Annotated in this window: 19 protein-coding genes and 3 pseudogenes; 14 read left to right on the forward strand and 8 right to left on the reverse strand. The window is 71.2% G+C overall.

Annotated features, from left to right (window positions below; genetic code table 11):
• Positions 1–77 precede the first annotated feature (77 nt).
• The 4 genes and pseudogenes from ABT095_RS19450 to ABT095_RS19465 form a co-directional block, all read right to left on the reverse strand.
• Positions 78–1499 (reverse strand): non-reducing end alpha-L-arabinofuranosidase family hydrolase, encoded by a 1422-nt coding sequence (locus ABT095_RS19450; protein ID WP_350530681.1) that lies wholly within the window; start codon positions 1497–1499, stop codon positions 78–80.
• 110 nt (positions 1500–1609) lie between these two features.
• Positions 1610–3079 (reverse strand): annotated as a pseudogene (locus tag ABT095_RS19455) (glycoside hydrolase family 10 protein); the annotation flags it as partial.
• Positions 3080–3196: 117 nt separating this feature from the next.
• Complete coding sequence (locus ABT095_RS19460; RefSeq protein ID WP_502884927.1) at positions 3197–4180, reverse strand: glycoside hydrolase family 11 protein; 984 nt, start codon at positions 4178–4180, stop codon at positions 3197–3199.
• A 394-nt stretch (positions 4181–4574) separates the two neighbouring features.
• Positions 4575–5810, reverse strand: a complete 1236-nt coding sequence (locus tag ABT095_RS19465; RefSeq protein ID WP_350530682.1) for an FAD-binding protein — start codon at positions 5808–5810, stop codon at positions 4575–4577.
• Positions 5811–6072: 262 nt separating this feature from the next.
• Here ABT095_RS19465 and ABT095_RS19470 point away from each other — a divergent pair, with 262 nt between their 5' ends.
• From ABT095_RS19470 to ABT095_RS19520, 11 genes and pseudogenes are all read left to right on the forward strand, one after another.
• On the forward strand, positions 6073–7368 hold the full coding sequence (locus tag ABT095_RS19470) for an ABC transporter substrate-binding protein (RefSeq protein ID WP_350530683.1): 1296 nt from the start codon (positions 6073–6075) through the stop codon (positions 7366–7368).
• 11 nt (positions 7369–7379) lie between these two features.
• The gene (locus tag ABT095_RS19475; protein ID WP_350530684.1) at positions 7380–8321 is read left to right on the forward strand and encodes a carbohydrate ABC transporter permease; all 942 of its coding nucleotides are present in this window, start codon (positions 7380–7382) and stop codon (positions 8319–8321) included.
• Complete coding sequence (locus ABT095_RS19480; RefSeq protein WP_350530685.1) at positions 8321–9139, forward strand: carbohydrate ABC transporter permease; 819 nt, start codon at positions 8321–8323, stop codon at positions 9137–9139. Before ABT095_RS19475 ends, ABT095_RS19480 begins: the two co-directional genes overlap by 1 nt.
• A gap of 32 nt (positions 9140–9171) precedes the next feature.
• Complete coding sequence (locus ABT095_RS19485; protein WP_350530686.1) at positions 9172–11529, forward strand: beta-xylosidase/alpha-l-arabinosidase; 2358 nt, start codon at positions 9172–9174, stop codon at positions 11527–11529.
• 226 nt (positions 11530–11755) lie between these two features.
• Entirely contained in the window at positions 11756–12175 is a 420-nt protein-coding gene (locus ABT095_RS19490) for a GntR family transcriptional regulator (RefSeq protein WP_350530687.1), read from the forward strand.
• Positions 12172–13071 (forward strand): ABC transporter ATP-binding protein, encoded by a 900-nt coding sequence (locus ABT095_RS19495; protein WP_350530688.1) that lies wholly within the window; start codon positions 12172–12174, stop codon positions 13069–13071. The genes ABT095_RS19490 and ABT095_RS19495 overlap by 4 nt, the downstream gene beginning before the upstream one ends.
• Entirely contained in the window at positions 13071–13769 is a 699-nt protein-coding gene (locus tag ABT095_RS19500) for a hypothetical protein (protein ID WP_350530689.1), read from the forward strand. The genes ABT095_RS19495 and ABT095_RS19500 overlap by 1 nt, the downstream gene beginning before the upstream one ends.
• The gene (locus ABT095_RS19505; protein ID WP_350530690.1) at positions 13766–15313 is read left to right on the forward strand and encodes an ArnT family glycosyltransferase; all 1548 of its coding nucleotides are present in this window, start codon (positions 13766–13768) and stop codon (positions 15311–15313) included. Before ABT095_RS19500 ends, ABT095_RS19505 begins: the two co-directional genes overlap by 4 nt.
• A gap of 154 nt (positions 15314–15467) precedes the next feature.
• Entirely contained in the window at positions 15468–16136 is a 669-nt protein-coding gene (locus ABT095_RS19510) for an HAD-IA family hydrolase (RefSeq protein ID WP_350530691.1), read from the forward strand.
• On the forward strand, positions 16048–16725 hold the full coding sequence (locus ABT095_RS19515; RefSeq protein WP_350530692.1) for a DUF6193 family natural product biosynthesis protein: 678 nt from the start codon (positions 16048–16050) through the stop codon (positions 16723–16725). The genes ABT095_RS19510 and ABT095_RS19515 overlap by 89 nt, the downstream gene beginning before the upstream one ends.
• A 52-nt stretch (positions 16726–16777) precedes the next feature.
• A pseudogene (locus ABT095_RS19520) lies at positions 16778–16945 on the forward strand (transposase family protein); the annotation flags it as partial.
• Between the two features lie 6 nt (positions 16946–16951).
• Here the strand turns inward: ABT095_RS19520 and ABT095_RS19525 are convergent.
• Positions 16952–17536 carry a DinB family protein gene (locus ABT095_RS19525; protein ID WP_350530693.1) on the reverse strand — a complete coding sequence of 195 codons (585 nt, stop codon included), beginning with the start codon at positions 17534–17536 and terminating at the stop codon, positions 16952–16954.
• 320 nt (positions 17537–17856) lie between these two features.
• Between ABT095_RS19525 and ABT095_RS19530 the strand changes: the two genes are divergently transcribed.
• Positions 17857–18846: a LacI family DNA-binding transcriptional regulator gene (locus ABT095_RS19530; RefSeq protein WP_502884931.1), complete on the forward strand. Its 990-nt coding sequence runs from the start codon at positions 17857–17859 to the stop codon at positions 18844–18846.
• Positions 18847–19035: 189 nt separating this feature from the next.
• Positions 19036–20079 (forward strand): annotated as a pseudogene (locus ABT095_RS19535) (aldose epimerase family protein); the annotation flags it as partial.
• Positions 20080–20096: 17 nt separating this feature from the next.
• Here ABT095_RS19535 and ABT095_RS19540 read toward each other — a convergent pair.
• The gene (locus tag ABT095_RS19540) at positions 20097–20723 is read right to left on the reverse strand and encodes a beta-galactosidase trimerization domain-containing protein (RefSeq protein ID WP_350530754.1); all 627 of its coding nucleotides are present in this window, start codon (positions 20721–20723) and stop codon (positions 20097–20099) included.
• Between ABT095_RS19540 and ABT095_RS19545 the strand changes: the two genes are divergently transcribed.
• On the forward strand, positions 20628–20924 hold the full coding sequence (locus tag ABT095_RS19545) for a hypothetical protein (RefSeq protein WP_350530695.1): 297 nt from the start codon (positions 20628–20630) through the stop codon (positions 20922–20924). The two genes, ABT095_RS19540 and ABT095_RS19545, sit on opposite strands and share 96 nt — an antisense overlap.
• 112 nt (positions 20925–21036) lie before the next feature.
• On the opposite strand, the gene ABT095_RS19550 is transcribed toward ABT095_RS19545, so the two are convergent.
• Both ABT095_RS19550 and ABT095_RS19555 read right to left on the reverse strand, forming a co-directional pair.
• On the reverse strand, positions 21037–22770 hold the full coding sequence (locus ABT095_RS19550; RefSeq protein WP_350530696.1) for a cellulase family glycosylhydrolase: 1734 nt from the start codon (positions 22768–22770) through the stop codon (positions 21037–21039).
• Positions 22771–22819: 49 nt separating this feature from the next.
• Positions 22820–24331 carry a glycoside hydrolase family 43 protein gene (locus ABT095_RS19555; RefSeq protein WP_350530697.1) on the reverse strand — a complete coding sequence of 504 codons (1512 nt, stop codon included), beginning with the start codon at positions 24329–24331 and terminating at the stop codon, positions 22820–22822.
• Between the last annotated feature and the right edge of the window lie 96 nt (positions 24332–24427).

The raw sequence follows: 24427 nt of genomic DNA on the forward strand, positions 1-24427 counted from the left end.
CGCCGTTTCCGGAGACGACGAGCACCGCGAGGAGCCCCGGCCGGAGGGCGGCCGGGGCTCCTCGCGGTGCTACCGGGTCAGTGCTGCAGGGTCAGGACGCCCGGCCGCCACGGCAGCTGGTCGTAGGGCCCGGTCGCGGTGGGCGACTTGCCCTGGTAGAGGAACTGCAGGTTGCAGGGGTCGATGGTCATGGTCTGGTCGGGGTTGTTGCGGACCAGGTCGCCGTGGCTGATGTCGTTGGTCCAGTTGGCGCCGCTGTTGGCCTTGCCGGCGAAGGGGCTGCTCTCGGCGGCGGCCTGCGGGGTCCAGGAGCCGCTGAGGCTGCTGGCGGTGAAGGAGCGGAAGTAGCGGCCGCCCGAGCCCTGTGCCTCGACGATCATGAGGTACTGGTTCTGGTCCTTGACCTTGTAGACCTGCGGTGCCTCGAAGAGGTTGTCCACCGAGTCGCTCATGACCGTGGTGTAGGAGGATCCGAAGCTGCCCGGGAAGTTGCCGATCGGCATGCTCGCCCGGTAGATGCTGCCGTTGTCACCGGCGAAGAACAGGTACATGTTCTGGCCGTCGGCGATCAGGGTCTGGTCGATCGGGCCGGTGCCGGAGTTCGGGATGCTGCCGGTGAACAGGGGCTGCGGCGCGGACCAGCCGTTGGGGTTGGTCGGGTCGCTCGAGGTGCGGTAGATGAACGGCCACTGGCCCCATTGGTAGGCGAGCACCCAGATGTTCTTGGGCGCGAAGTAGAACAGCGAGGGTGCCACTGCGGCCTGGCCCATCCCGGTCTGGGCGGTGGAGGCCATGTCCGACCAGTTGGTGAAGGGGCTGAACATCATGGAGCCGTACGAGGAGCCCGACACGTTCGAGGCGTAGACCAGGTGCTTGCCGTTGTAGACCACGTCGGTGAAGTCCTTCACCGAGGCCCACCCGTTCGCCGGCTGCGCCAGCACGCCGGTCGAGCTCCACCGGTACGAGGAGGGGAGCGCACACGTGCCGCCGCTGCCGCCGGACAGGCCGCTCCACTGCTGGTTGCTGCGGCCGTTGCAGTTCCAGAGCTCCACGGCCGTGCCGTTGGCCGTGCCGGCACCCGTGACGTCCAGGCACAGCCCCGACTCGACGCCCGCGATCGTGCCGTCGGAGTTCACCCGCCACTGCTGGTTGGCCCCGCCGCTGCAGCTCCAGATCTGCACCCGGGTGCCGGCGGTGGTGGCGTGGCCCGGTACGTCCAGGCACTTGTTGCCGTACACGGTCAGCTGGTTGCCGGAGGTCAGCGTCCACTGCTGGTTGGCGCCGCCGGAGCAGTCGTAGATCTGCAGGGCCGCGCCGTCGCTCTGGGCGGCGTTCTGCACGTCGAGACACCGGCCGGAGCCCGTGCCGCGCAGGGCGCCGGTGGTCGCGGCCTGCGCGGTGGGGACTGCGACGAGCGTCGTCGCCAGGGCCGCCACGGCTGAGGCGGCGGCGGTGAGCACGGCGGCGAGCTGCCTGCGGCGGGGGGTTCGTCGGGGCATGGGGAGACCTCTCGCTAGGAATGGGTGGGGTTGTTCCGCGAGGCCGTGTGAGCGACGGGCGTGTTAGCGCTCACACGGACCCGCAGGAAAGAGACCGGCGGCTCGGCTCAGCGGAAGTTCCAGTGCTGGTTGGCGCCGTTGTTGAGGTCCCAGACCTGGACGGGACTGCCGTTGGCGGTCTGGCCGCCGGGGAGCTCCAGCGCCCGGCCGCTCGCGGCGTTGGTGAGGGTGTAGGAGCCGTCACCGTTCCGGGCGGCCTTCCAGTGCTGGTTGGCACCGCCGTTGGCGTCCCAGACCTGCATCCGCGTCCCGTTGCCGGCCTGGCCGCCCGGCTCGTCCAGGACACGGCCGCTGGCGATGCCGGTGAAGGTCCAGGAGCCGTCACCGTTCTGGTTGGCGCGCCACTGCTGGTTGGTGGCGCCACTGGCGTCCCAGACCTGGAGCTGGGTGCCGTTGCCGTTCTGTCCGGCGGGCTCGTCGAGCACGCGACCGGCGGCCGCGTCGGACATCGTGTAGACGGCGCCGGAGGTGATGCCACCGCCGGGTGTGCCGCCACTTGCTCCGCCGAGGGTGGTGAGCACCGCGTTGTAGGCGGCCTTCTTGTTGCCGCCTGCGTCGAACAGCAGCGGGTTCTCGCCGCTGCGCCACGAGTCGCTGTCGCGGATGCCCCAGACCGTGAGGCCGGCGCAGCGGGCGACGTCGAGGCAGGCCTGGACGGTGGCGGCGTACGCGGTGGGGGAGGCCTGGGCGATGTCGAGCTCGGTGATCTGGACGTCCACGCCGAGTGCGGCGAAGTTGGCCAGGGTGGTCCGGAAGGAGGCGGGCGGGCCGCCGGCGCCGAAATGGCTCTGGAAGCCGACGCAGTCGATCGGCACGCCGCGGGACTTGAAGTCCTTGACCATGCGGTAGACGCCCTGGGTCTTGGCGTCGGTCCAGTTCTCGATGCTGTAGTCGTTGTAGCAGAGCTTGGCGGAGGAGTCGGCGCTCCGGGCGGTGCGGAAGGCCTCCTCGATGAAGCCGTCACCCAGCAGGTTCTGGAACACCGAGCCGCGGTGGCGGCCGCTGCCGTCGTCGGCGAAGGCCTCGTTGACCACGTCCCAGGCGTAGATCTTGCCCTTGTAGTGGGTCGCCTCGGTGGTGATGTGGTTGTCCATCACGCTGCGCAGGGTGTTGGCGTCGCCGATCGAGCTGACCCAGCCGGGCAGTTGGGAGTGCCAGACCAGGGTGTGGCCTCGCATCTTCTGGCCGTGCGCGGTGGCGTGGCCCACGATCGAGTCGCCGGGGCCGAAGTTGAACGAACCGCGGGAGGGTTCGGTGGTGTCCCACTTCATCTCGTTCTCCGGGGTGATCATGTTGAACTCCCGGTCGAGGATGGTGGAGTACGTCGAGTCTCCGAGGCGGCCGGAGGCCGCTGCCGTGCCGAAGTAGCGTCCGCTGTCGGCCGCTGCCGCACCCAGCGTGGTCGCGCCGGCGGCCTGGGCCGCCGGGGTCGCGGTGAGGGTGGCGACCGAGCTGACGGTCAGGCAGGCGGCGGCCGCCAGGGTCTTGCGGAGCAGGGGGTTCTGGGCGAGTCGTGGCATGACGGATTTCTCCTCGCGTGTGGGGGATGCCTCTCGCGGTACTGTCCTGGCGAGTGGGTGTTAGCGCTAACAAGGTTGGCATCAACACAACTATCAGCGCCAACACCCCCGAGCTCGTCAGCTCGTGCTGCAGGACAGCGTGGGCCAGGTGGTGCTGCCGTTCTTCATCACGGTCATGCCCCAGTTGTTGCCCGCGCCGTTGGGGGTGGCGACGAGGGTCTGGGCGTCGTGGTAGGACGCGTTGATGTTCCAGGTCGAGCTGAGCTGCTCCGGGGAGGGGACCTTCACGGTCACCTTCCAGGTGGTCGATCCGGTGACCGAGACGTTCAGGTTGTAGCGGTCGCTCCACGAGGCGCCCGCGGAGAGCGTCGCGGTGCAGCCGCCACCGCCCGTGCCACCGCCGGAGGAGCCCAGGGTGATGTTGGAGCTGCCGCTGCTCTGATAGCCCTCGGTGGCCAGGATCTCGTAGTTCATGGTGCCGAGGTTCATGCCGGACCTGGCCCACGCGTCGAAGTGGTTCCCGACGGTGATGGTGCCGCCGGTCCGCCTGGTCTGCCGGACGCTCCAGTATTGGTTGAAGGTCTTGATGCCCTCGATCGAGGGGGCGTTGTACCGCGTGGTCTCGTAGATGTCGTAGGTGCCGCCGTCGCTGGTGACGGTGCCCTTGTACGCTCCGGAGGGCCGGTAGGAGCCGTAGTTGTCGACGATGTAGTACTCGACCAGCGGGTTGGTGCTCCAACCGTAGAGCGACAGGTACGCGTTGCCGTTGGTGCTCCAGGTGCCCGAGTAGGTCACCGGGTTGCGCGAGCCGGTGCTCCAGCCCTTTCCGGCGACGAAGTTGCCCGCGTTGGTCCAGGAGGTCCCGTAGTTGCCGCCGCCGTTCAGGGACATCGAGACCGCGCCACTGCCCTCGGTCCAGAACGAGTAGAAGTACCCGCCGTCGGTGCCGGTCTGGTTCGTGGTGACGGTCGCGGCGTCGGCGGTGCCGGGCAGGAGCAGCACGGCCGCGAGGGCCGGTGCGAGGAGGCGTGCCTTGCCGGCGACCCGCCGGACGCGGCCGGTGCTTCCGGTACTGCGGCTCTTGGGATGGGGGGAGTTCACGAGCTCGATCCGTCCTGCCGATGGGTGGGGAGGGTGTGCACCCCCGCGCCACCGGCGGCCGTGGGTGGTCGGCCGGACGGTGTCGCGCGGCGGTGCACGACCTCGACTTGTCATCAACCTCGTCGCGCCCACGGGAGGTTGGCGAAAGCGGCCCGGAGTCAGGGCCGTTCGGACTCGTCGACGGCGCCAGTGTTGGTCGTGGCCCGACAGGCTGTCAATGCTTTCGACGCTCTCGCCGATAGATTCGGAGGCGGGTTGGTCCGATTCGGTACGGAAAGGCCGAGGTCAGGGGAGCAGCGCCTGATGCCGGTCTGGGACCCCGGTCGGCGCGGGGTCGGAACGCTGAAAGTTACACCGGGTCGGCCTGCGAAAGTTTGCCGCCGAAGTGGCCGGTTCAGTCATCGGTGCTGCGGAGCGCGTCGGTGAACCGGTTGCCGAACTTCCCGTCCGGGTCCAGCTCCCGGCGCAGAGCCAGGAAGTCCGGCAGGCGTTCGTAGCCGCTCGCGGCCCGGGCCGAGAGCGCCAGCTTGCCCCAGTGCGGGCGGCCGCCCAGCGGCAGCAGGGCCCGCTCGACCGCGCCGAGCACCGGGGCGACCGCGGCGAGGTCGGGCTTCCAGGTGAAGTGGAACGCCACCGAGGCTCGCCCGTAGGACGGGCTCAGCCACAGTTCGTCCGCCGCGACCGTGCGGACCTCGGAGATGTGCAGGACGGGTGCCAACCGGGCCCCCAGCGCGCGCAGCTCCGTGACGGCCGCCGCGGCGGCCGCGCGGGGAAGCAGGAACTCGGACTGGAGCTCCGCGCCGCTGCTTGGGGTGAACTCGGGCCGGAAGTGCGGCAGCCGCTCGTGCCAGGGGCCCGGAACCCCCAGCTGGGGCGTGCAGTTGACGGCCGGCATCCCCGGCACCGGGTGCTCGGGCCCCTCGGCCGGCCGGGCACCGGGAACGGCCGCGCCGGGGCTGCCGTCGGCGAGCTGCTTGACCCAGACCCGGCCGGTGTCCGACCCCCAGTCGGTGAACAGGCTGACGCTGTAACCGGTGGCGTGGATCTCGTCCAGGTGGGTCGAGTAGTCGGCGAGCGCCAGGCCGACATGGACGTACTGCCGCAGGTCGAAGGTGGGGACCACCGCCAGGGTGAGCGCGGTGACGATGCCGAGCGCGCCCAGGTGGACCACCGCGCCCGGGTGGGTGAGCGTGGTCAACTCACCGTCGGCTCCTATGACTTCGAGCGACCGTACGGCGGAGGACAGCGACCGGAGCCGGTCGCCGGAGCCGTGCGTGCCGCTCGCGGTGGCGCCGGCGACGGAGATGTGCGGCAGCGAGGCCAGGTTCTCCAGCGCCAGGCCGGCCGCCTGGAGTGCGACGGCCAGCTCCGCGTAGCGGGTGGCGGCGGAGACGGTGACGGTGCGGGCGTCCGGCGCGAGGTCGATCCGGGCGGGCAGGCCGTCCAGGAGGACGAGGTCGCCCTCGGCGTCGGCGACGGTGCTGAAGGAGTGGCCGCTGCCCAGGGCCCGGAGGCGGGCGCTGCGCCGGACCAGCTCCTGCAGCTCGTCCACGGAGCGGGGCCGGTGCAGGGCGCGTGCGCCGAAGGCGAGGTTTCCCGCCCAGTTGGTCAACGGGCCGGTGGTGGTCATCAGTTCACGCCCAGGGTTCGGGAGAGGCCCTATTCATCAGGCCGGGCAACAAATTAGTGTTCCGAGATCAGGGCGGCAAGGGGGTGGGGTGGCCGTCGAAAGATTCGGTGAGCCGGATGCTGGGGTGCGGGTCCATGCCGACCCCGGCGGATCACGCTTCCGTAACCCTCGGCCCGAGGGGTTGACCCGCAACCTGCCCGCAACCTAGCGTCCGGGCCACAGAGATTTCGGCAATCAGATCGAAACTTTCAGGGGAGTTCTGATGAAGAGGCGTTCTTTCGCTGCCGCACTCGGCCTGGCCGTGGCCCTGACGGGGATGACGGCCTGCGGCAGTGGCGGTTCCCCCTCCGCCGGCGGGGACTCCGGCACGATCCACGTGCTGGTCTACGGGGACGCCAGCAACAAGGTGGAGAAGCAGCTGGTCGAGACCTTCAACAAGACCTCGAAGGTCAAGGCCGTGCTGGACACCATCCCCGGCGCGGACTACCAGGCCAAGCTCAACACGATCGTCAACACCCCCCAGGCACCGGACGTCTTCTTCAACTGGGGCGGCGGCAGCATCCAGCCGTACGTGAAGTCCGACCTGCTGCTCCCGTTGGACGACATGATCGCCGCGGACCCGGGGCTGAAGAGCAACTTCCTGCCCTCGGTGTTCAACACCGCGGTGATCGGCGGCAAGTCCTACGGCATCCCGATGCGCGGCACCCAGCCCGTGCTGCTGTTCGACAACAAGAAGGTGCTGTCCGCCGCCGGCCTGAGCATCCCCAAGACCTGGGACGACCTGCTGGCTGCCGTCCAGGTGCTCAAGGCCAAGGGCATCACCCCGTTCGCCCTCGGTGGTGGCGACCAGTGGCCGACCCTGATGTGGTACGAGTACGTCTTCGACCGGGTGGCCGGCCCCGAGCTGTTCCAGAAGGCGCTGGCCGGGGACAAGAGCGCCTGGGAGAGCGCGGACGCCAAGAAGGCCCTGGGCATGCTCAAGCAGCTGGTCGACGCCGGGGCGTTCGGCTCGAACTTCGACTCCGTCAAGTTCACCGATGGTGGCTCGCCGGCCCTGCTGGCCAAGGGCAAGGCCGCCTTCGAGCTGATGGGCTCGTGGGAGTACGCCACCCAGCAGGACGCCAGCCCCGACTTCGCCAAGAACGACCTCGGGTACAGTAGCTTCCCCAGCATCGCCGGCGGCAAGGGCGATCCGGCCGCCGTGGTCGGCAACACCAACAACTTCTACTCGGTGCTGAAGAAGACCAAGCACCCCGAGGCGGCGGCGGCCTTCCTCAAGCTGATGTACTCCGACGAGTTCGTGAAGGCGCAGCTGGCCATCGGCAACCTGCCGACCACCACCAACACCGAGCAGTTCCTCGGCTCCGCCGCCAACCCCGACTACTCGAAGTACCAGTACGACCTGGTCAAGGCCGCCCCGTCGTTCCAGCTCTCCTGGGACCAGGCGTACCCGCCGGCCGCCAACACGCCGATCCACACCGCCGTCCAGCAGTTCTTCAACGGCAAGCTCGACGTGGACGGCTTCGTCAAGGCCATGCAGGCCCTGCCCGCCTCCTGAGGGGAGCTGCCATGAGTGCTTCCTCCCTCGGGGTCCGGGCCGGGTCCGGCCGCCGGCTGCGGACGAGGGCCCGGACCGGCGTCGGCGTGACCCGCCCGGGCCTCGGCTGGGCACTGCCCGCGACCCTGTTCTTCCTGCTGTTCGCGATCCTGCCGCTGGTGCTGGTGGCGGTGCTCTCCTTCACCAGCTGGAACGGTGTCGAGGCGCCCCGGTTCAACGGACTGGCCAACTGGACCAAGCTGCTGCACGACCCGGTGATGACCCAGAGCGTCTGGCTGACGCTGGTGCTGACCGTGGCAGGCGTGGTCGTGCAGACCCCGGTGAGCATCCTGCTGGGGGTGTGGGCGGCCGGTCACCAGCGCAACCGCGCCGTGCTGTCCGCGATCTTCTTCATCCCGCTGCTGCTGTCCGCGACCGCGATCTCGGTGGTCTGGCGCGCGATCCTCGACCCCAACTTCGGGGTGCCGTCCGAGCTGGAATGGCTCTTCGGTGACGGCAATCTGATGGGCAGTCAGAGCGGCGCGGTGGCCGTGCTGACCTTCGTCGGCCTGTGGCAGTGGACACCCATGCACGCCCTGCTCTACCAGGGCGGCGCCCGGGCCATCCCGCCGGTGCTCTACCAGGCCGCGGCGATCGACGGCGCGGGCCGGGTGCGGCAGTTCCGCCACATCACGCTGCCGCAGCTGCGCAATACGATGATCACCTCGGTGGTCCTGATGCTGGTCGGCGGCCTCACCACCTTCGACACCGTCCTGATCCTCACCCAGGGCGGCCCCGGCACCGACACCACCAACAGCGCCTACTACATGTACCAACAGGCCTTCAAGAGCTTCGACTTCGGGGCGGGATCGGCCATCGCGCTGATCCTGGTGGTGGTCGCCACGCTGATCTCACTGGTAGTCGTGCGACTGTCCGGCTACGACAAGATGCGCAGCACCGCGGAGGGGCTCTGATGCGAAGGCGTCCCAACTACCTGGCCGGGCTGGGCTCGTTGGTCTGGCTGGCCGTGGTCGGCTGCCCGCTGTACGTGCTGCTGATCTCGACCTTCCGGACCAGGGCCAACTACTCCACCCAGGGGCCGTTGACCTTCCCCTCGCAACTGACCCTGCAGAACTACCTGGACGACTTCTCGGGCGGCTTCGGCCAGGACTTCCTCAACACGCTGCTGGTCACCGTGAGCGTGGTCGGGATCGTGCTGCTGGTGGTGCCCCCGCTCGCCTACGCGATTGTGCGGGCGCGGGGGAGGACGATCAGCACGGTGTTCCGGGTGTTCCTGCTGGGGCTGGCGATTCCGGCGCAGGCCGTGATCGTGCCGATGTTCTACGTCATCAGCAAGGCCGGCCTCTACGACAACCTGCTCGGCGTCATCCTCCCCACGGCGGCGTTCTGCCTGCCGGTCTGCACGCTGGTCCTCACCGGCGCCATGCGGGATGTCACCGGCGAGCTGTACGAGGCGATGGCGATGGACGGCGCCACGCCGTGGCGGGTGTTCTGGCAGCTGGTGCTGCCGCTCTCCAAGGGGGGCCTCTCCTCCGTGGTGGTCTTCGCCGCGCTGCAGGCGTGGAACGGCTTCCTGTTCCCCCTGATCCTCACCCAGTCCGAGCGCACCAAGGTCATCACCCTCGGCCTGTACAACTTCCAGACCGAACACGGCGTGGACGTGCCCGGCCTGCTCAGCGCCGTCGTGCTGTCGATGCTCCCGATCTTCGTCGTCTACCTGTTCGCCCGACGCGCCCTGGTCCAGGGGCTGATGGGCGTCGGAGGAAAGTGAACGCTCACATGAACGCTCGCATGAACCCTCGCATGAGCGCTCACCCGCAGGCCGCCCCGCCTGCCCGCTGGCACGACCGCGCGCTCAGCCCCGAGGAACGCGCCGACGCGCTGATCGCCGAGATGACGCTGCCGGAGAAGCTGGCCCAGCTGGTCGGCGTCTGGGTCGGCGCCTCGGAGGAGGGCGGCGACGTCGCCCCGCACCAGCACGACCTGGAGGAGCCGCCCGACCTCGACGAGCTGCTCCCCGCCGGGCTGGGCCAGCTCACCCGCCCCTTCGGCACCCGCCCGGTCGACCCGGCGCTCGGTGCGCTCTCGCTCGCCCGCAGCCAGCAGCGGATCGCCGCCGCCAACCGGTTCGGCATCCCCGCCCTCGCGCACGAGGAGTGCCTGGCCGGCTTCGCCGCCTGGGGCGCCACCGCCTACCCCGTCCCGCTCTCCTGGGGCGCCACCTTCGACCCCGGCCTGATCCGGCGGATGGCCGAGGCGATCGGTCGCGACATGCGCTCGGTCGGCGTCCACCAGGGTCTCGCCCCGGTGCTCGACGTGGTCCGCGACGCCCGCTGGGGCCGGGTGGAGGAGACCATCGGCGAAGACCCGTACCTGGTCGGCACGGTGGCCACCGCATACGTCCAGGGCCTGGAGTCCGCGGGCATCGTCGCCACGCTCAAGCACTTCGCCGGCTACTCCGCCTCCCGCGCGGGACGCAACCTCGCCCCCGTCGGGATGGGCGGGCGCGAGCGCGCCGACGTGATCCTGCCGCCCTTCGAGATGGCGGTCCGCGAAGGCCGCCCCCGGTCGGTCATGCACGCCTACACCGACACCGACGGCATCCCCTCGGCCGCCGACGAGGCACTGCTGACCGGGCTGCTGCGCGACACCTGGGGCTTCGAGGGCACGCTGGTGGCCGACTACTTCGGTATCGCCTTCCTCAAGTTGCTGCACGGGGTCGCCGGTGACTGGGCCGAAGCTGCCGCCCTCGCCCTGGCCAGCGGTGTGGACGTGGAGCTGCCGACCGTCAAGACCTTCGGCGAGCCGCTGCGGAAGGCGGTGGAGGACGGTACGGTGCCCGAGGCGCTGGTCGACCGGGCACTGCACCGGGTGCTGGTGCAGAAGGCCCAGCTCGGGCTCCTCGACCCGGACTGGGACGCCGTCCCGGCCGCGCTCGCCGGCCGCCCGCTCGACGACCCGCGTACCCTGCGCGGCTCGGTCGACCTGGACCGTCCGGAGAACCGCGCCCTGGCCCGGGAGATCGCCGAGCAGGCCGTGGTGCTGCTGCGCAACGACGGCACCCTGCCGCTGCGCGGCCCCCGCCGGATAGCGCTGATCGGCCCCAACGCCGACACCCCGACCTCGGTGCTGGGTTGCTACGCCTTCCCCGTGCACGTCGGCACCCAGCACCCCGAGGTGCCGGTCGGCATCGAACTGCCCACCCTGCGCGAGGCGTTGGCCGCCGAGTTCCCGTACAGCGAGATCCGGGCCGTCGGCGGGGCGAGCGTGGACGGCCTGGACACCTCCGGCTTCGCCGAGGCCGTCGAGGCGGCCCGGCAGGCCGATGTGGTGATCGTGGCCCTGGGCGACCGGGCCGGGCTGTTCGGGCGCGGTACCAGTGGGGAGGGGTGCGACGCCGAGTCGCTGGAACTCCCCGGCGTGCAGCGACAGTTGCTCGATGCTCTGCTGGACACCGGCAAGCCGGTGGTACCGGTGCTGCTGGCCGGACGGCCCTACGCCCTGGGCCGCGCGACGACCGAGGCGGCCGCCCTGGTGCAGACCTTCTTCCCCGGCGAGGCCGGGACGGAGGCCGTCGCCGCTGTGCTCAGCGGCCGGGTCAACCCCTCGGGCAGGCTGCCCGTCAGCATCCCCGCCCGGCCTGGCGTGCAGCCCGCCACCTACCTCGCCGCCCGGCTGGCCGGGCCGAGCGAGGTGTCCAGCACCGACCCCACCCCGGCGTTCGGCTTCGGGCACGGCATCGGCTACACGACCTTCGCCTGGACCGACCTGGCGGTGGAGCGGGCCGAGGCGGCGACCGACGGCTCGGTGGAGCTCGCCTTCACACTGCGCAACACGGGCGAGCGCGGCGGCAGCGAGACCGTCCAGCTGTACCTGCACGACCCGGTGGCCAGCGTGGTCCAGCCGGTGCAGCGGCTGATCGGCTACCGGCGGATCACCCTGGACGCGGGCGAGGCGGCCCGAGTCCGGGTCACCGTCCCGGCCGATCTGGCGTCCTTCACCGGGCGCGACGGCCGCCGCATCGTGGAGCCGGGGGAGCTTGAGCTGCGGATCGCCGCCTCCAGCACCGACCTCCGCCTCGCGGCCACCGTCCGGCTGGCCGGGCCGGTCCGCGTCCTGGACCACACTCGGCGCCTGCACGCGGACATCCGGTGCAGCTGAGGCGGTGCGGCGGGGAGCGGGGACTGGGGCGGCCGACGGTGCTGACGTTCCGTCTGCCGGAGTCGGCAGGTGCGCTCCGGCCGTTCCTGACCGCTGCGTGAACGTGATCATCAGGCGGCAGGAGGCCGCCGCTCAGCGCACTGGGTGATTGTGCGTCATGTTCCCTACCGTCACGCTGGTATGTTGGTTCATGAGTAGAGTAGTGAACCAGTAGAGCAATGGGGGCATGATGTCACTGCTTGACGACGGTGGCCCGATCTTCACCCAGATCGCGGACGAGCTGGCGAACCAGATCGCCGACGGATCGGTGGCGGAGGGAGAACGAGTCGCATCCAGCAACGAACTCGCGGCGTTCTACCGGGTCAACCCGGCCACGGCGGCGCGCAGCCTCACGTCACTCGCGGACGAGGGCTTGCTGGAGAAGCGACGGGGAGTCGGCATGTTCGTCGCGGAAGGCGCCCGGGACCGGCTGGTGCAGGCCCGGCGGCGCCGCTTCGCCGACCGCTACCTGCGGCCGCTGGTGGTCGAGGCCGCACGGCTCGGGATCGGCCCCGACGAACTGCTCAGGCTGGTGCGTGAGGAGCTGGCCTCGGTCCAGGTGACCGGAGCGGCCCCGGCCGGGGTGACGACGGGAGCCGACGCATGACGCCGGCGATATCGGTGGCCGGCCTCGAGCGCCGCTACCGCGGCCACCAGGCGCTGGCCGACGTCAGCTTCGAGGTCGGCACGCCGTGCATCACCGGACTGCTGGGCCGCAACGGCGCCGGGAAGAGCACCCTGCTGCGCATCCTGGCCGGTCAGGAGTTCGCCACCGCCGGCCGCGTGCACGTGTTCGGGGCCGAGCCGCTGGAGAACGACGCGGTCCTGCGCCGGATGATCCTCGTGCGGGAGGACCAGACCTACCCCGACCTGCGGGTCCGGCACGCGATCGCGGCGGCGGCGCTGCTGTACCCGAACTGGGACTCCGACCTGGCCGGCACGCTGCTGGACGCGTACGAGCTGCCGTCGGCCCGGCCGGTCAGGAAGCTGTCGCGCGGCATGCGGACGGCCCTCGGCATCACCATCGGGCTGGCCGCACGCGCCGAACTCACCCTGTTCGACGAGCCGTACGCGGGCTTGGACGGGGTCGCCCGCACGCTCTTCTACGACCAGCTGCTCGCCGACTACACCGCCCACCCGCGGTGCATCGTGCTCTCGACCCACCTCATCGACGAGGCCGCCGACCTCCTGGACCGGGTCCTGGTCCTCGACCACGGCCGGCTCGTCCTCGACGCGCCCGCCGACGAGCTGCGCGGCACCGCCACGACCGTCACCGGCCAGGCCGGCAGCGTGGAGCGGCTGGTCGCCGGCCGCCCGACGCTGAACCGGCGCACGATGGGCACGCGGACCACGGCGGTGATGGTCGGCCGGCTCGACGACCGCGACCGCGAACTCGCCGACCACCTGAGTCTTCGCCTGGAGCAGGCCACACTCCAGCAGCTCGTGGCCTACGCGGCCGAGCGGAACGACCGAGCCGAGCTCATGGCGGTGAGGACACCCTGATGCGTCCCACCCCGATCGCCACCGTTGTCCGCTACCTGCTCCTCGACCGCGTCACCTGTCTCGTACTGCCCTGGGCGTGGGCGGCCTTCGGCTTCGTCCTCGACGTGGTGGTCCTGCGGCTCGTCCCGGCCGGTCACAGCGACCACCGCTGGGTCGGCGGCCTGGTCGCGGTCCCGCTCGTCATGCTCGTCCTGGGCGCGCAGTCGGTCGCCCGCGCGTTGCCGTTCGCCCTCACGCTCGGGGTGAGCCGACGCAGCTACTTCCTCGGCGCCACCGCGCTGGCCCTCGCCCTGTCCGCGGGCTTCGGACTCGTCGTGGTGATCGGCCGGATCCTCGAACGCGCGACCGGCGGATGGGGCATCAACATGGCCTACTTCCGCGTCCCCCGCCTGCTCGACGGCCCCTGGTACCTGTCGTGGCTCACGGCAACGACAGTGTTCGTCCTCATGTTCGTCTACGGAATGTGGCACGGCCTGGTCCACCGCCGCGCCGGAGTGCCCGGCACCATGGCGTTCGGCGCCGCACAACTCGGCGCGCTGGCCCTCGCCGCGCTCGTCGTGACGTGGGCGCACGGCTGGACGGCCATCGGCCACTACCTCGGCACCGTGACCATCACCGGTCTCACCGGCGTCCTCGCCGCCGCCGTCGCCGTCCTGCTCGGCGGCGGCTTCGCCACGATCCGGCGGATGACCGTATGAGCTCGGCAGAGACGGTGGACGTGGAGCCCGCGGCCCACGACGGGCAGGGCGGCGGGCGGACAGCACCGCTGGACCGGCGGGTGTTCGCCGTAGCGGGGGTGGTGTTCGCCGTGCTGATGGCGCTGTCCCAGCGTTACGGATTCCACCGTGACGAGCTGTACTTCCTCGACTGCGCCCGGCACCTGCAGGCGAGTTACGTGGACCAGCCGGTGCTCGCGCCGCTGCTGGCCCGGGTCTCGCTGTCGCTCTTCGGGGTTTCGGCGGTGGGCCTGCGGCTGTGGCCGGCGCTGGCCGCCGCGGGCACGGTGGTCGTGGGCGCCCTGACCGCGCGGGAGTTCGGCGGCGCGCGGCGGGCGCAGCTGCTGGCGGCGATCGCGACGGGCACCATGCCCGTGCTGCTCGGCAGTGCGCACGTCGCCAACACGACGTCGTACGAACTGCTGGCCTGGGCGGCGATCGCGTTCGTGGTCGTGCGGATCGGCCGCACCGGCGACACCCGGTGGTGGCTCGCCGCGGGGGTGCTGGTCGGCCTCGGCGCGGAGTTCAACCACCTCGCGGCGATCTTCGCAGCAGTCCTGCTGGCCGCGGTGCTGCTCGGCCCGGCCCGCCGGACCGTGGCCGACCGGTGGCTGCTCGCGGGCGGGGGCATCGCCGCGCTGCTCGTACTGCCCGACCTGTGGTGGCAGGCGCGCCACGGCTGGGCCATGTTCGAGATGACGCGGGCGCTGAACGGCGAGCACGGCGGCCCGGGCAACATCCTCACCTGGTTCGTGGGGCAGCTCGGCATGTCCTGCCTGGCGATGACCCTGCTGTGGATGGCGGGCCTGCGTTTCCTGTGGCGGTCCGGCCGGCCGCTGTGGCGTGCTCTGGTGATCGTGTACGCGGCGCTGTTCGTCCTGTTCGCCGTGACGACCGGAGCGCAGGTGTACTACCTGGCCGGGCTGTACGTGTGCCTGCTGGCGGCCGGCGCGGTCGACCTCGACGAGTGGCTGTACGCCCGACCGGAGCGGCTGCGCGGCCTGGTGATCGGAACCGCCTTCTCGGCCGCGCTGTCGGCCGTGGTCGTGCTGCCGGTGCTGCCGGCCTCCGGCGTGGCCTGGACGTACGGCACCAGTCCGATCTCGGGGGAGACCCAGGGCTGGCCCCAACTTGTCCGCACCGTGCAGCAGGTGTGGACCGGGCTGCCCGCCGAGCAGCGCGCGAACGCGGTCATCTTCGCAGCGGACTACAGCGAGGCCGGGGCCATCAACGAGTTGGGCCGCACCGCCGGGCTGCCCACCGCCGTGAGCTCCCAGAACACCGACTGGTGGTGGGGCCCCGGCAACCCGAACGCCACCACCGTGGTGGCCATCGCCCCCGGCCCCGCATCCGCCCCCGGGTATGAGGCCCACCTGCGCCAGTACTTCCGGAACGTCCGCGTAGCTGCCACCCTCACCAACCCCGACGGCGTGCACACCATCGAATCGGGCGGTCACGTCTACGTCTGCACCGACCCCGTCCGCCCCTGGGGCACGACCTGGCCCGAACTGCGCACCTACGCGTGACGCCCACGCGGCCGCACGACCCTTCCCCTGCCGGTACAGTGAGGTGTCCTCAGCCGCTGTCGTAGCCCGGACGAGACCAGAGCGGCCTCCGAGGTAAGGCACGAGGTGAGGGCTGCCCCGCAGCCGTCCGGCGTTGGCCTGGCATGATCGACGTGTGACCAAGGAATCTGCGCCGTCGAGCGGCCTGAGGTATGTCCTGTTCGATGTTGACGGCACGCTGATGGACGCGGTGAGCAACCAGCGTCAGGTGTGGCGAGCCTGGGCGGAGCTCTACGCGCTGGATCCGGACGAGGTCTACCAGGTGGCCCTGAGGACCAGGCCGGTGGAGACGTTTGCGACCGTTGCTCCGGAGCACGATCCGCTTGAGTGCCTGGCTGCGCTCCACGAACTGGAGGACGAGGACGTCCGCTCAGGTGTCTACGCGGCCTTCGACGGCGCGTCGGAGTTGTTGCATGCTCTCCCTGCCGGGTCCTGGGCACTGGTCACCTCGAACTACGAGCACCGGGTGCGTGGCCGGTTCCTACGGACAGGTCTGCCGATGCCGGAAGTGATCGTGGACGCTGCCACTGTTGAGGAAGGCAAGCCCTCTCCGGTTCCGTATCTTCAGGCCGCTGCCCTCTTGGGTGCTGAACCGCGGGACTGCTTGGTCATCGAGGACGCGCCGTCCGGAGTGCTGTCCGGCTTGCGGGCCGGAATGACGGTGTGGGGAGTCAACACGGCTACGCCGGTCGACGATGTGCACCACCACTTCGAGAGCTTGCGCGACGCAGTCCCGCACATCCTGGCATTCGCCGCCGGGGTGCACCGGACCGCCTCAGCTTGAACCTGGTCCGTCGGCGTCGGCCGCTGCTGCATCGATCTCTGCCCGACAGCGATCGAGACCTCCCGCGGCCGGATGGTCTCGTTGTTACCGCGGGGTCGCTGTGGCAGCTGGCCAGCCGGGCCGAGTTCGGGGGGACGGACTTCTGCTCCGGCGGGGCCACCCTTCGCAGCCATCGGTGGCTCGGGCACAATCAGGAGCCGTGCCTACCTCTCCCGATCGTGCAGCCGTCGATCCTGATCCCGCGCGCCTAACGGAATCCGAGTGGCAAGGCATGCGCCGGGAGGCTAGCGAGCTGAGGTTCGCGTGGCAGGAGACGTACCAAGCCCTGATCGAGGCGGCGTACGCCGAGCCTGCACTGCGCGCGCTCTACCCGTTCACGAGTCACTGGGCGCTGCGCTTCTCGACCACCACCCGCCCGCGCCTGACCGCCGTCGGCCCCTGCCTGATGGCGAACAGCGACGGTACGTACGGGGTGGGCAGGGGCTTCAGCAGCCAGGACCTCGGCCAATTCTCCACCGCACACGAGGCTGTGGCACAAGCTGTGCGCCACCTGCCGTCCGGACTCAGCCCCGTCGCGCTCGGCGAATGACCCTTCCCCGGCGTCCAGGCCGTCGCGCGCACTGCTGGTGATCGTCCGAGCTGGCACGCAGGTGCCCCACAGACAACTCGCCGACTGGCAGGCCGAGCACAACCACGACCACAGGCGGGTCCGAGCCCGTGTCGAGCACGTCCTCGCCCGGATGAAGACCTGGAGAATCCTGCGCGGCTGCCGGCTCAAGGGCGACGGCGTCCACCACGCCATGCTCGGACGACCCTCAGGCCTTGATCGGTGCGGCCGACCTGGCGGCCTGCTCGAGCTTCGCGCAGTGGGCCGCACGGGCTTGCTCGTCGATCTGCTGCTCGTGTTCGGGGCGCATCCCGGTCCGGCCGTCGAGGCCCTCGCGCAGGATGTCGGCGTGCCCTGCATGCCGGTTGGTCTCGCCGATGACGTGGACCAAGACGGCGAACAGGTTCGTGTTGGGGCCAGGCTCCGGCCACCACGGCACGTGGCCGGGGGTGTCGAGGGGAAGCTCGTTGATCGTTGCGTCCGAGTGCTCCCAGGCGCGCCGGTAGAACGCGGTGATCTGATCGCGGGTCTCGTCCTCCGTCGCCCACAGATCGCTGCCGTCGGAGTCCTGCCACCGGGGCAGCGGTTCCGGTGAAGGGCGGTCGAAGACCTCGCCGAAGTACCTGGCTTCGACGCTGGCCACGTGTTTGACCAGTCCGAGGAGGTTGGACCCGGTCGCGGTCAGAGGCCGGCGGGCGTCGTACTCGGACAGGCCGTCGAGCTTCCAGAGCAGCGCCTCGCGGTCCCGCCGCAGTCGTCCGTGCAGGTTGTCCTTCGCGAAATCGTCGATCATGTGGCACGAGCCTGCCATGGGCTGTTCGTGGCCACAAGATCCCGTTCGTGCACGTCACCCACGGTTGAGACTCAGATCTCTCCAATCGGATTCCCCTGACAGTCAGGGCCTGCCCCAAGCCTGTCATGATCCGGATCGGCGCCGTAGTCCGGTGGGCCAACTCACTACGGTTGAGTACGCGAGCCCACCGGTACCCAAGTCGATCCACCGCTGCTCCGGGTGGTTCCCGGCGGGCCCTGGTCGCGTACTGTGGTCCGCAGCCGAGGAGGGGACGACGAGTGGGAACCGACAGTGTCGGGTCGGAGCAGCGCCAGCCCGTGATGGCGGACGTGGCCAAGCTGGCGGGCGTGTCCCACCAGACGGTGTCCCGGGTGCTCAACGGCGCCCCGCACGTGCGGGCGGACACCCGCGAGCGGGTGCTGGCCGCGATCCGGGAGCTGGACTACCGGCCCAACTCCGCCGCCCGTGCGCTGGTGACCCGTCGCTCGCAGACCCTCGGCGTGGTCAGCTTCGACTCGACCCTGTACGGCCCGGCGTCGATGCTGGACGGCATCGAGCGGGCCGCGCGCAGCGCCGGGTACTTCGTGAGCGTGACCAGTCTGCGTTCGCTGGACGGGCGCTCGGTCCAGGAGGCCGTGGACCGGCTACGCGACCAGGGGGTGGACGGCGTGGTGGTGATCGCGCCGCAGACCTCCGCCGTCAGCGCGGTGGCTCGGCTCTCCAGCTCGGTGCCGCTGGTCGCGGTCGGCTCGGGTGACCAGACCCGGGTGCCGATGGTGTCGGTGGGCAACCGCTCCGGCGCGGAGGCGGCCACCCGGCACCTGCTCGACCTCGGCCACCGCACCGTGCACCACCTGGCCGGCCCGGCCAACTGGCTGGAGAGCCAGGACCGCGAGGAGGGCTGGCGGCGGACCCTCGAAGCGGCCGGGGCCCCCGTCCCGTCCGTGGAGCGCGGCGACTGGAGCGCCCGCTCCGGCTACCAGGCGGGGCTGCGGATCGCGGAGCTGACGGAAGCCACCGCCGTCTTCTGCGCCAACGACCACATGGCCCTCGGCCTGCTGCGCGCCCTGCACGAGGCGGGGCGCTCGGTGCCGGGCGACATCAGTGTGGTCGGCTTCGACGACATCCCGGAGGCCGGCTACTTCATCCCGCCGCTGACCACGGTGCGCCAGGACTTCGGCGAGCTCGGCCGCCGGGCCCTGGAGCTGCTGGTCGAGGAGCTGGAGGGAGTGCAGCACTCCAGCACCCGGGTGGAGATCGCCCCGGAGATGGTGCTGCGCCGCAGCGTGGGTCCAGCCGGCCGCCGCTGAGCGAACGGGCGGAGCACCGGCACCCGGCGGTCAGCGGTCATCTGGTGATCTGTTATTTGACACCCAGTTTGTGAACGCTAACAATGCTCCTGGTCTGTCGTCGGCACGATCTCCCCTGCCCCGGACGGAACGCGCGGCGGCGACAGGCCACCCGCCAGAGCCGTCCCGCCGAGGAAGCAGGAAGTGACCGTGACAGCTGCCGTACGCCAGGAGACCGCGGCGACACTGCCGGACGGACGGCCCGTCACCAGGTGGACCTTCGGCTCGCCGGATGGCGTGACGGCAGAGGTGCTCAGCCTCGGTGCCCGCCTCCAGGCGCTGCACGCGCCCGACCGCAGCGGCGCGCACGCCAACGTCGTCCTGGCCAGCGACCGCACCGAGGACCTGCTCGGCGAGGCCGCCTACTTCGGCGCCACGGCCGGTCGCTACGCCAACCGGATCGCCGACGGCCGGCTGCCGCTCGACGGCGCCACGCACCCGCTGGCCACCCAGGCGGGCGGCCACACCCTGCACGGCGGACCGGACGGCTTCGCCACCAGGCTGTGGGACGGCGTCCCGGTCCAGCACGGCGGGCGGACCGGAGTCCGGCTCCAACTGCACAGCCCCGCCGGGGACCAGGGCTTCCCCGGCGCCCTCACCACCGAGGTGACCTACCTGCTGGACGGCGACGGCGCCCTCACCATCACCTACCGCGCCGCCACCGACGCGCCGACCGTCGTCAACCTGACCAACCACGCCTACTTCAACCTGGCCGGCGAGGGCAGCGGCACCGCGCTCGACCACCAGCTCCGGGTCGAGGCGTCCGGCTACCTGCCGGTCGACGCCGGCCTGATCCCGCTCGGCCCGGTCACCCCCGTCACCGGCACGCCCTTCGACCTGCGCACGGCGACGGTGCTGGGCGAGCGGGTCACCGCCGAGGAGCCGCAGATCCGCCTGGCCGGCACGGGCTTCGACCACAACTGGGTGCTGGACGGTGCCGGGCTGCGCCGAGCCGCCGTGCTGAGCCACCCAGTGAGCGGGCGGCGGCTCGAGTGCCTGACGACGGAGCCCGGGCTGCAGGTCTACACCGGCAACCACTTCGACGGCTCGCTGACCGGCCGCTCGGGCCGCCCGTACAGCCGGTACGCGGGCGTGGCGCTGGAGACGCAGCACTTCCCGGACTCGCCGAACCGCCCCGAATACCCCTCCACCGTCCTGCGTCCGGGGGAGGAGTACCGGTCGACCACGGTCTACCGCTTCTCCGCTGTAGTTCAGGAGACCACGAACACCCGGACGTCGAAGGCCCCCAGAGCGACCGGCCCGCCGGCCGGTACGGCGGCACCGGTCAGCACGTCGGTCAGCGCCACCTTGGCCTGGGCCTCCGCAGGCTGCCCGCTCCAGTTGTGCACCACGTGCACGCGCCGCCCGTCCGGCGCCGTCCCGGTGGTCGCGGTGACGGTGACCGGCAGGCCGTGCCAGCCGCTCACGGGCGCCGGGGCCAGCCAGACGGCGAGTGCCCGGGCCAGGGCGCGGCCGGGTACGGTGCCGACGCAAGTCACCCGCCCGGCGCCGTGGGCGCGGGTGGTGACGGCGGGCCAGCGGCCGAAGTGCGGGTGGTCGTACTCGGCCGGCACCGTGGCGTCGGTGGGGGTGAGGCCCTCGAGCCAGCGGGTCGCGGTCGTGCCGGGCGGCAGCTCGAGGGGGCTGCCGGGGGCAGGGCGTACCGGGAGGTCCTGGGTGAGGTTGCTGAACTCGCCGTACCAGGCGCCCGCGGCGGCCGACAGGCGCGGCGGCGCCGTCTCGTGGCGGGCCTGGCCCTCGTGGTCGGCGTAGCCGGTGCGCGGGCCGAGCACCAGATGGCCGCCCGCCTCGGCGTAGGCCGCGAGCCAGTCGAGCAGCGAGTCCTCGGCGAGGTAGAGCCCGGGGACGACCAGCACGGGGTGGCGCTGCGCCGCCGACTCGGGTGCCAGGTCGGCGCGTTCGCGTGTCGCGTCGTGCAGCTGACGGGAGTGCAGGATCCGCACCTGGCGGCCGGCCTCGCCTCGGCCATCAGGTCGAGGTCTTCCGCGAGCCGCTCGTACGGCTGGTACTCGTGGTAGTAGGCGGCGCCGAACCGTACGCGCGGGGGCAGGGCAGGCATGGATGGCATCTCGGGGCGTGGCGAGGCCCCGGCCGCCGGGGAGGAGGCGGCCGGGGCGGGGTGGAGTACGGTCAGGAGGCGGAACCGGTCACCGTGCCACCGGACTTGGTGACCTGGTAGGAAACGGTGGCGCCGCTCCAGAAGTGGAGGGTGAGGGCAACCGGGGCGCCGTCCTTGAGCGCGTTGAGGAAGTCGGGCTTGAGGATCAGGGCGTTGCCCGCGTAGTCGGGCGCGAAGGCCGAGTTGAACGCCTGGAAGGCGGTCCAGCTCGCCGAGCCGGCGTTGCTGCCGTCGGCGTACTTGGACTCCATGGTCGCCAGCAGGTCACCCCGGTACTGGGTGGGGATGCTGAGCGACGCGGTGGTCCCGGTGGCGTCCGAGACCACCGGGCGGTCGGCGGAGATCACGTGGAGCTCCCAGGGCCGGCCGTGCGAGTAGCGGACCTGGAGGGTCGAGTTCACCCCGTAGGCGCGGTCGCCGGCCAGCCGGGTGAGCGCCCCGGCGGTGAGGGTCAGCTGGTCGCCGTCCAGGGTGAAGTCGCGGTTGAGGCGTAGGCGCTGATCGCCCTGCCAGAGCCCGGTGAAGCGCTGTCCGTTGAGGTTGAGGGTGATGGTCCGCGCCGCGATCGGACCGGACTTCGGCAGGAAGAGGTTGTCGGTGGCGGCGGTGCCGGAGCGGGTGGTCCAGGAGGTCTTGATGAGGGCCATCAGGTCCGGCTCGCGCCACTGCAGGGCGGTGCGGTCCAGGTAGTTGGCGTCGTCCCAGAGGGCGCTGGTGACGCCGTTGAGCTTGGCGTGGTAGTTGAGGTCCTCGTAGTACTTCAGCAGTTCCCCGTGCTCGACGGTGCCGGAGTCGGGCTCGCTGAGCAGTCCGTACTCGCCCAGGTAGACCGGTATCCCCTTGGCGACGAACTCGCTGTGCATCAGGGCGAAGGTGTCGGCCAGGTACTTCTGGTCCTGGGCGTCGTAGCTGGTGCCGCCCGCGATGTTCACGCTGAACGGGTAGTAGCCGTAGTAGTGCACGGTGGCCACCAGGTTGGGGTCGTGCAGGGTGGCGATCTCGGCGTTCAGGTCGTCCATCAGCGGCTGGGACGGGGTGCAGCCCTGGGTGGGCAGGACGAGCAGGCGGTTCGCGTTCCTGCCACCGCTGCCCCGCACGATGGTGTGGAACGAGGTGTTGAGCTCGTTCATGTACTGGGTCTTCTGGGCGTCGGTGGCGTTGTTGAACTGCGGCTCGTTGACGCTCTCCAGGAGGAGCGTGCGCGGCTCGTCCCGGAAGGTGGCGGCGATCTGCTGCCAGGTCGAGTTGAAGCGCGCCATCACCTTGTCGTGGTCGGTCGCGATGTCGGCGATCCACTTCCACGAGTCGTGGTGCACGTTGAGCTCGACGTACAGACCGTCGGCCAGTGCGTAGTCCACCACCTGCTCGACCCGCTTCATGAACGCTGGGTCGACGCTGTACGGGGCGGTCTCGGACTGGTGCGGGTACCAGCTGACGGGGATGCGGACGCTGCGGAAGCCCTCGGCCTTGATGTGGTCGAAGAGCGCCTTGGTGGTCAGCGGGTTGCCCCAGGAGGTCTCGTCGGGGATGGCATCCAGGGTGTTGCCGAGGTTCCAACTGGGCTGCATCCGGGCGACGGCGTCCATGGGGTTGTCCGGCACCCGGACGGCCGGCCGGGTTTCGGCGGTGACGGCCGGAGCGGCGATCGCGGTGCCGCAGGCGAGGCTGCCGGTGGTGGCCAGGGCCACCAGGCAAGCGGCCGTCCGGCCAAGGCGACGGCGCGTGGCCTGCTGAGGGGCGTTCATGAGGTGTCGTCCCTTTCGTGTGATCGGGTGGGGGAGCCCTGACGGGTGGTCAGGAGGCGGCGAGCGGCTCGTAGTCGAACCGGTCGAAGTGGACGGTGCCTTCGGCGGCGTACATGCCGATGACCCGGCCGGTGAAGCCGCCGGCCACCTCGGTGGAGAGGTAGCGGCCGGTGAGGGCGGCGAGCACGGTGAAGCTGCCGTCCGCGGCCTCGAAGCCGAAGGAGAGCTCGTCCGGGCCGGAGCGTGCCTCGCGCGGTGGCGTCTCGGTGATGTCGACGCCGAGCACCACCGGACCAGCGGGCACCTGGTGGGCGGCGACCTCGGTGCGCAGCGGGCCGATCCGGGCGTACACCCTCACCTCGCCGGCGCCGGCCTCGATCTCGTAGTGGTGCTCCTCGTCCAGCCGGACGGTCAGGCCGCCGCGGCCCTCGGCGGGGTCGGTCAGCGTGCGGGCGCGGCAGGAGAGGTGCTGCTGGCGACGGCCGACGAACACCACGTCGTTCTCGTCCGGCGAGGCGCCGACGGCGCGCAGGGTCAGCCAGCCGGATCGTTCCTTCGTGGTGCACAGGTGGTGTGAGCGTTCACGGACCGAGATCCAGCGCGGGTGCAGCTCGGCGCCGTCGAACTCGTCCCGGGCGGGCTCGGCGGGGACGGGGTGCAGCGGCCAGGCGGGGGCGGGCAGTTCGGGGGTGAGCTCGCCGACGACCAGCCAGCCGTCCACCCACTCGACGGGGGCGAGGAAGGTCTCCCGGCCGAGCACGTGCCAGCCGGGGGTGCCGCCGCCGGGCCGCACGCCGAGCAGTACCAGGCACCAGGAGCCGTCGGGGGCCTGGACCAGGTCGGCGTGGCCGGTGTTCTGGATCGGGCGGTGGGTGCCGCGGTGGGTCAGGATCGGGTTGGCCGGGCAGGCCTCGAACGGCCCGGTCGGGGTGAGGCCACGGGCGATCGCCACGGCGTGGCCGCGTTCGGTGCCGCCCTCGGCGATCAGCAGGTACCAGTAGTCGCCGATCCGGTACAGGTGCGGGGCCTCTGGGGCCTGGGCGCCGGGGGTGCCGGACCAGGTCCGCTCCACCTCGCCGACGGTCTCGCCGGTGGCCAGGTCCAGACGGACCTGGGAGACCCCGGCGACGGTGACCCAGCAGGTGCCGTCCTCGTCCCAGGCGAGGTCCGGGTCGATGCCGGGGACGCCGGGCAGCCGGACCGGGTCGGACCAGGGGCCGGCCGGGTCGGTCGCGCTGAAGAGCAGGTTGCCGCCGTCGCCGACGTTGGTGACGATCAGCCAGAACCGGCCGTCGTGGTGGCGCAGCGTCGGCGCGTAGATCCCGGCGGAGGAGGGCATCTCGCGGGGCAGCCGCAGCTGGCTGGGCCGCTCCAGGGCGTTGCCGATCTGGGTCCAGTGCACCAGGTCGCGGCTGTGGAAGACGGGGATGCCGGGGAAGTACTCGAAGCTGGAGCAGGCCAGGTAGTAGTCGTCGCCCACGCGGCAGACGCTCGGGTCGGGGTGGAAGCCGGGGATCACCGGGTTGGACACGGTGGGGCCGAGCTCGGGCTGTGCTGACACGTGGTCGGTTCCTTCGGTGGTGGGTGGGGTGGTGCCCCGGGCTGTCAGGTCCCGGGGCACCGGCTCGGGGCCGCCCGGCGCGACCGGCCGGACGGG

It is taken from the genome of Kitasatospora sp. NPDC002227, from assembly GCF_040296285.1.
Taxonomy (GTDB): domain Bacteria; phylum Actinomycetota; class Actinomycetes; order Streptomycetales; family Streptomycetaceae; genus Kitasatospora.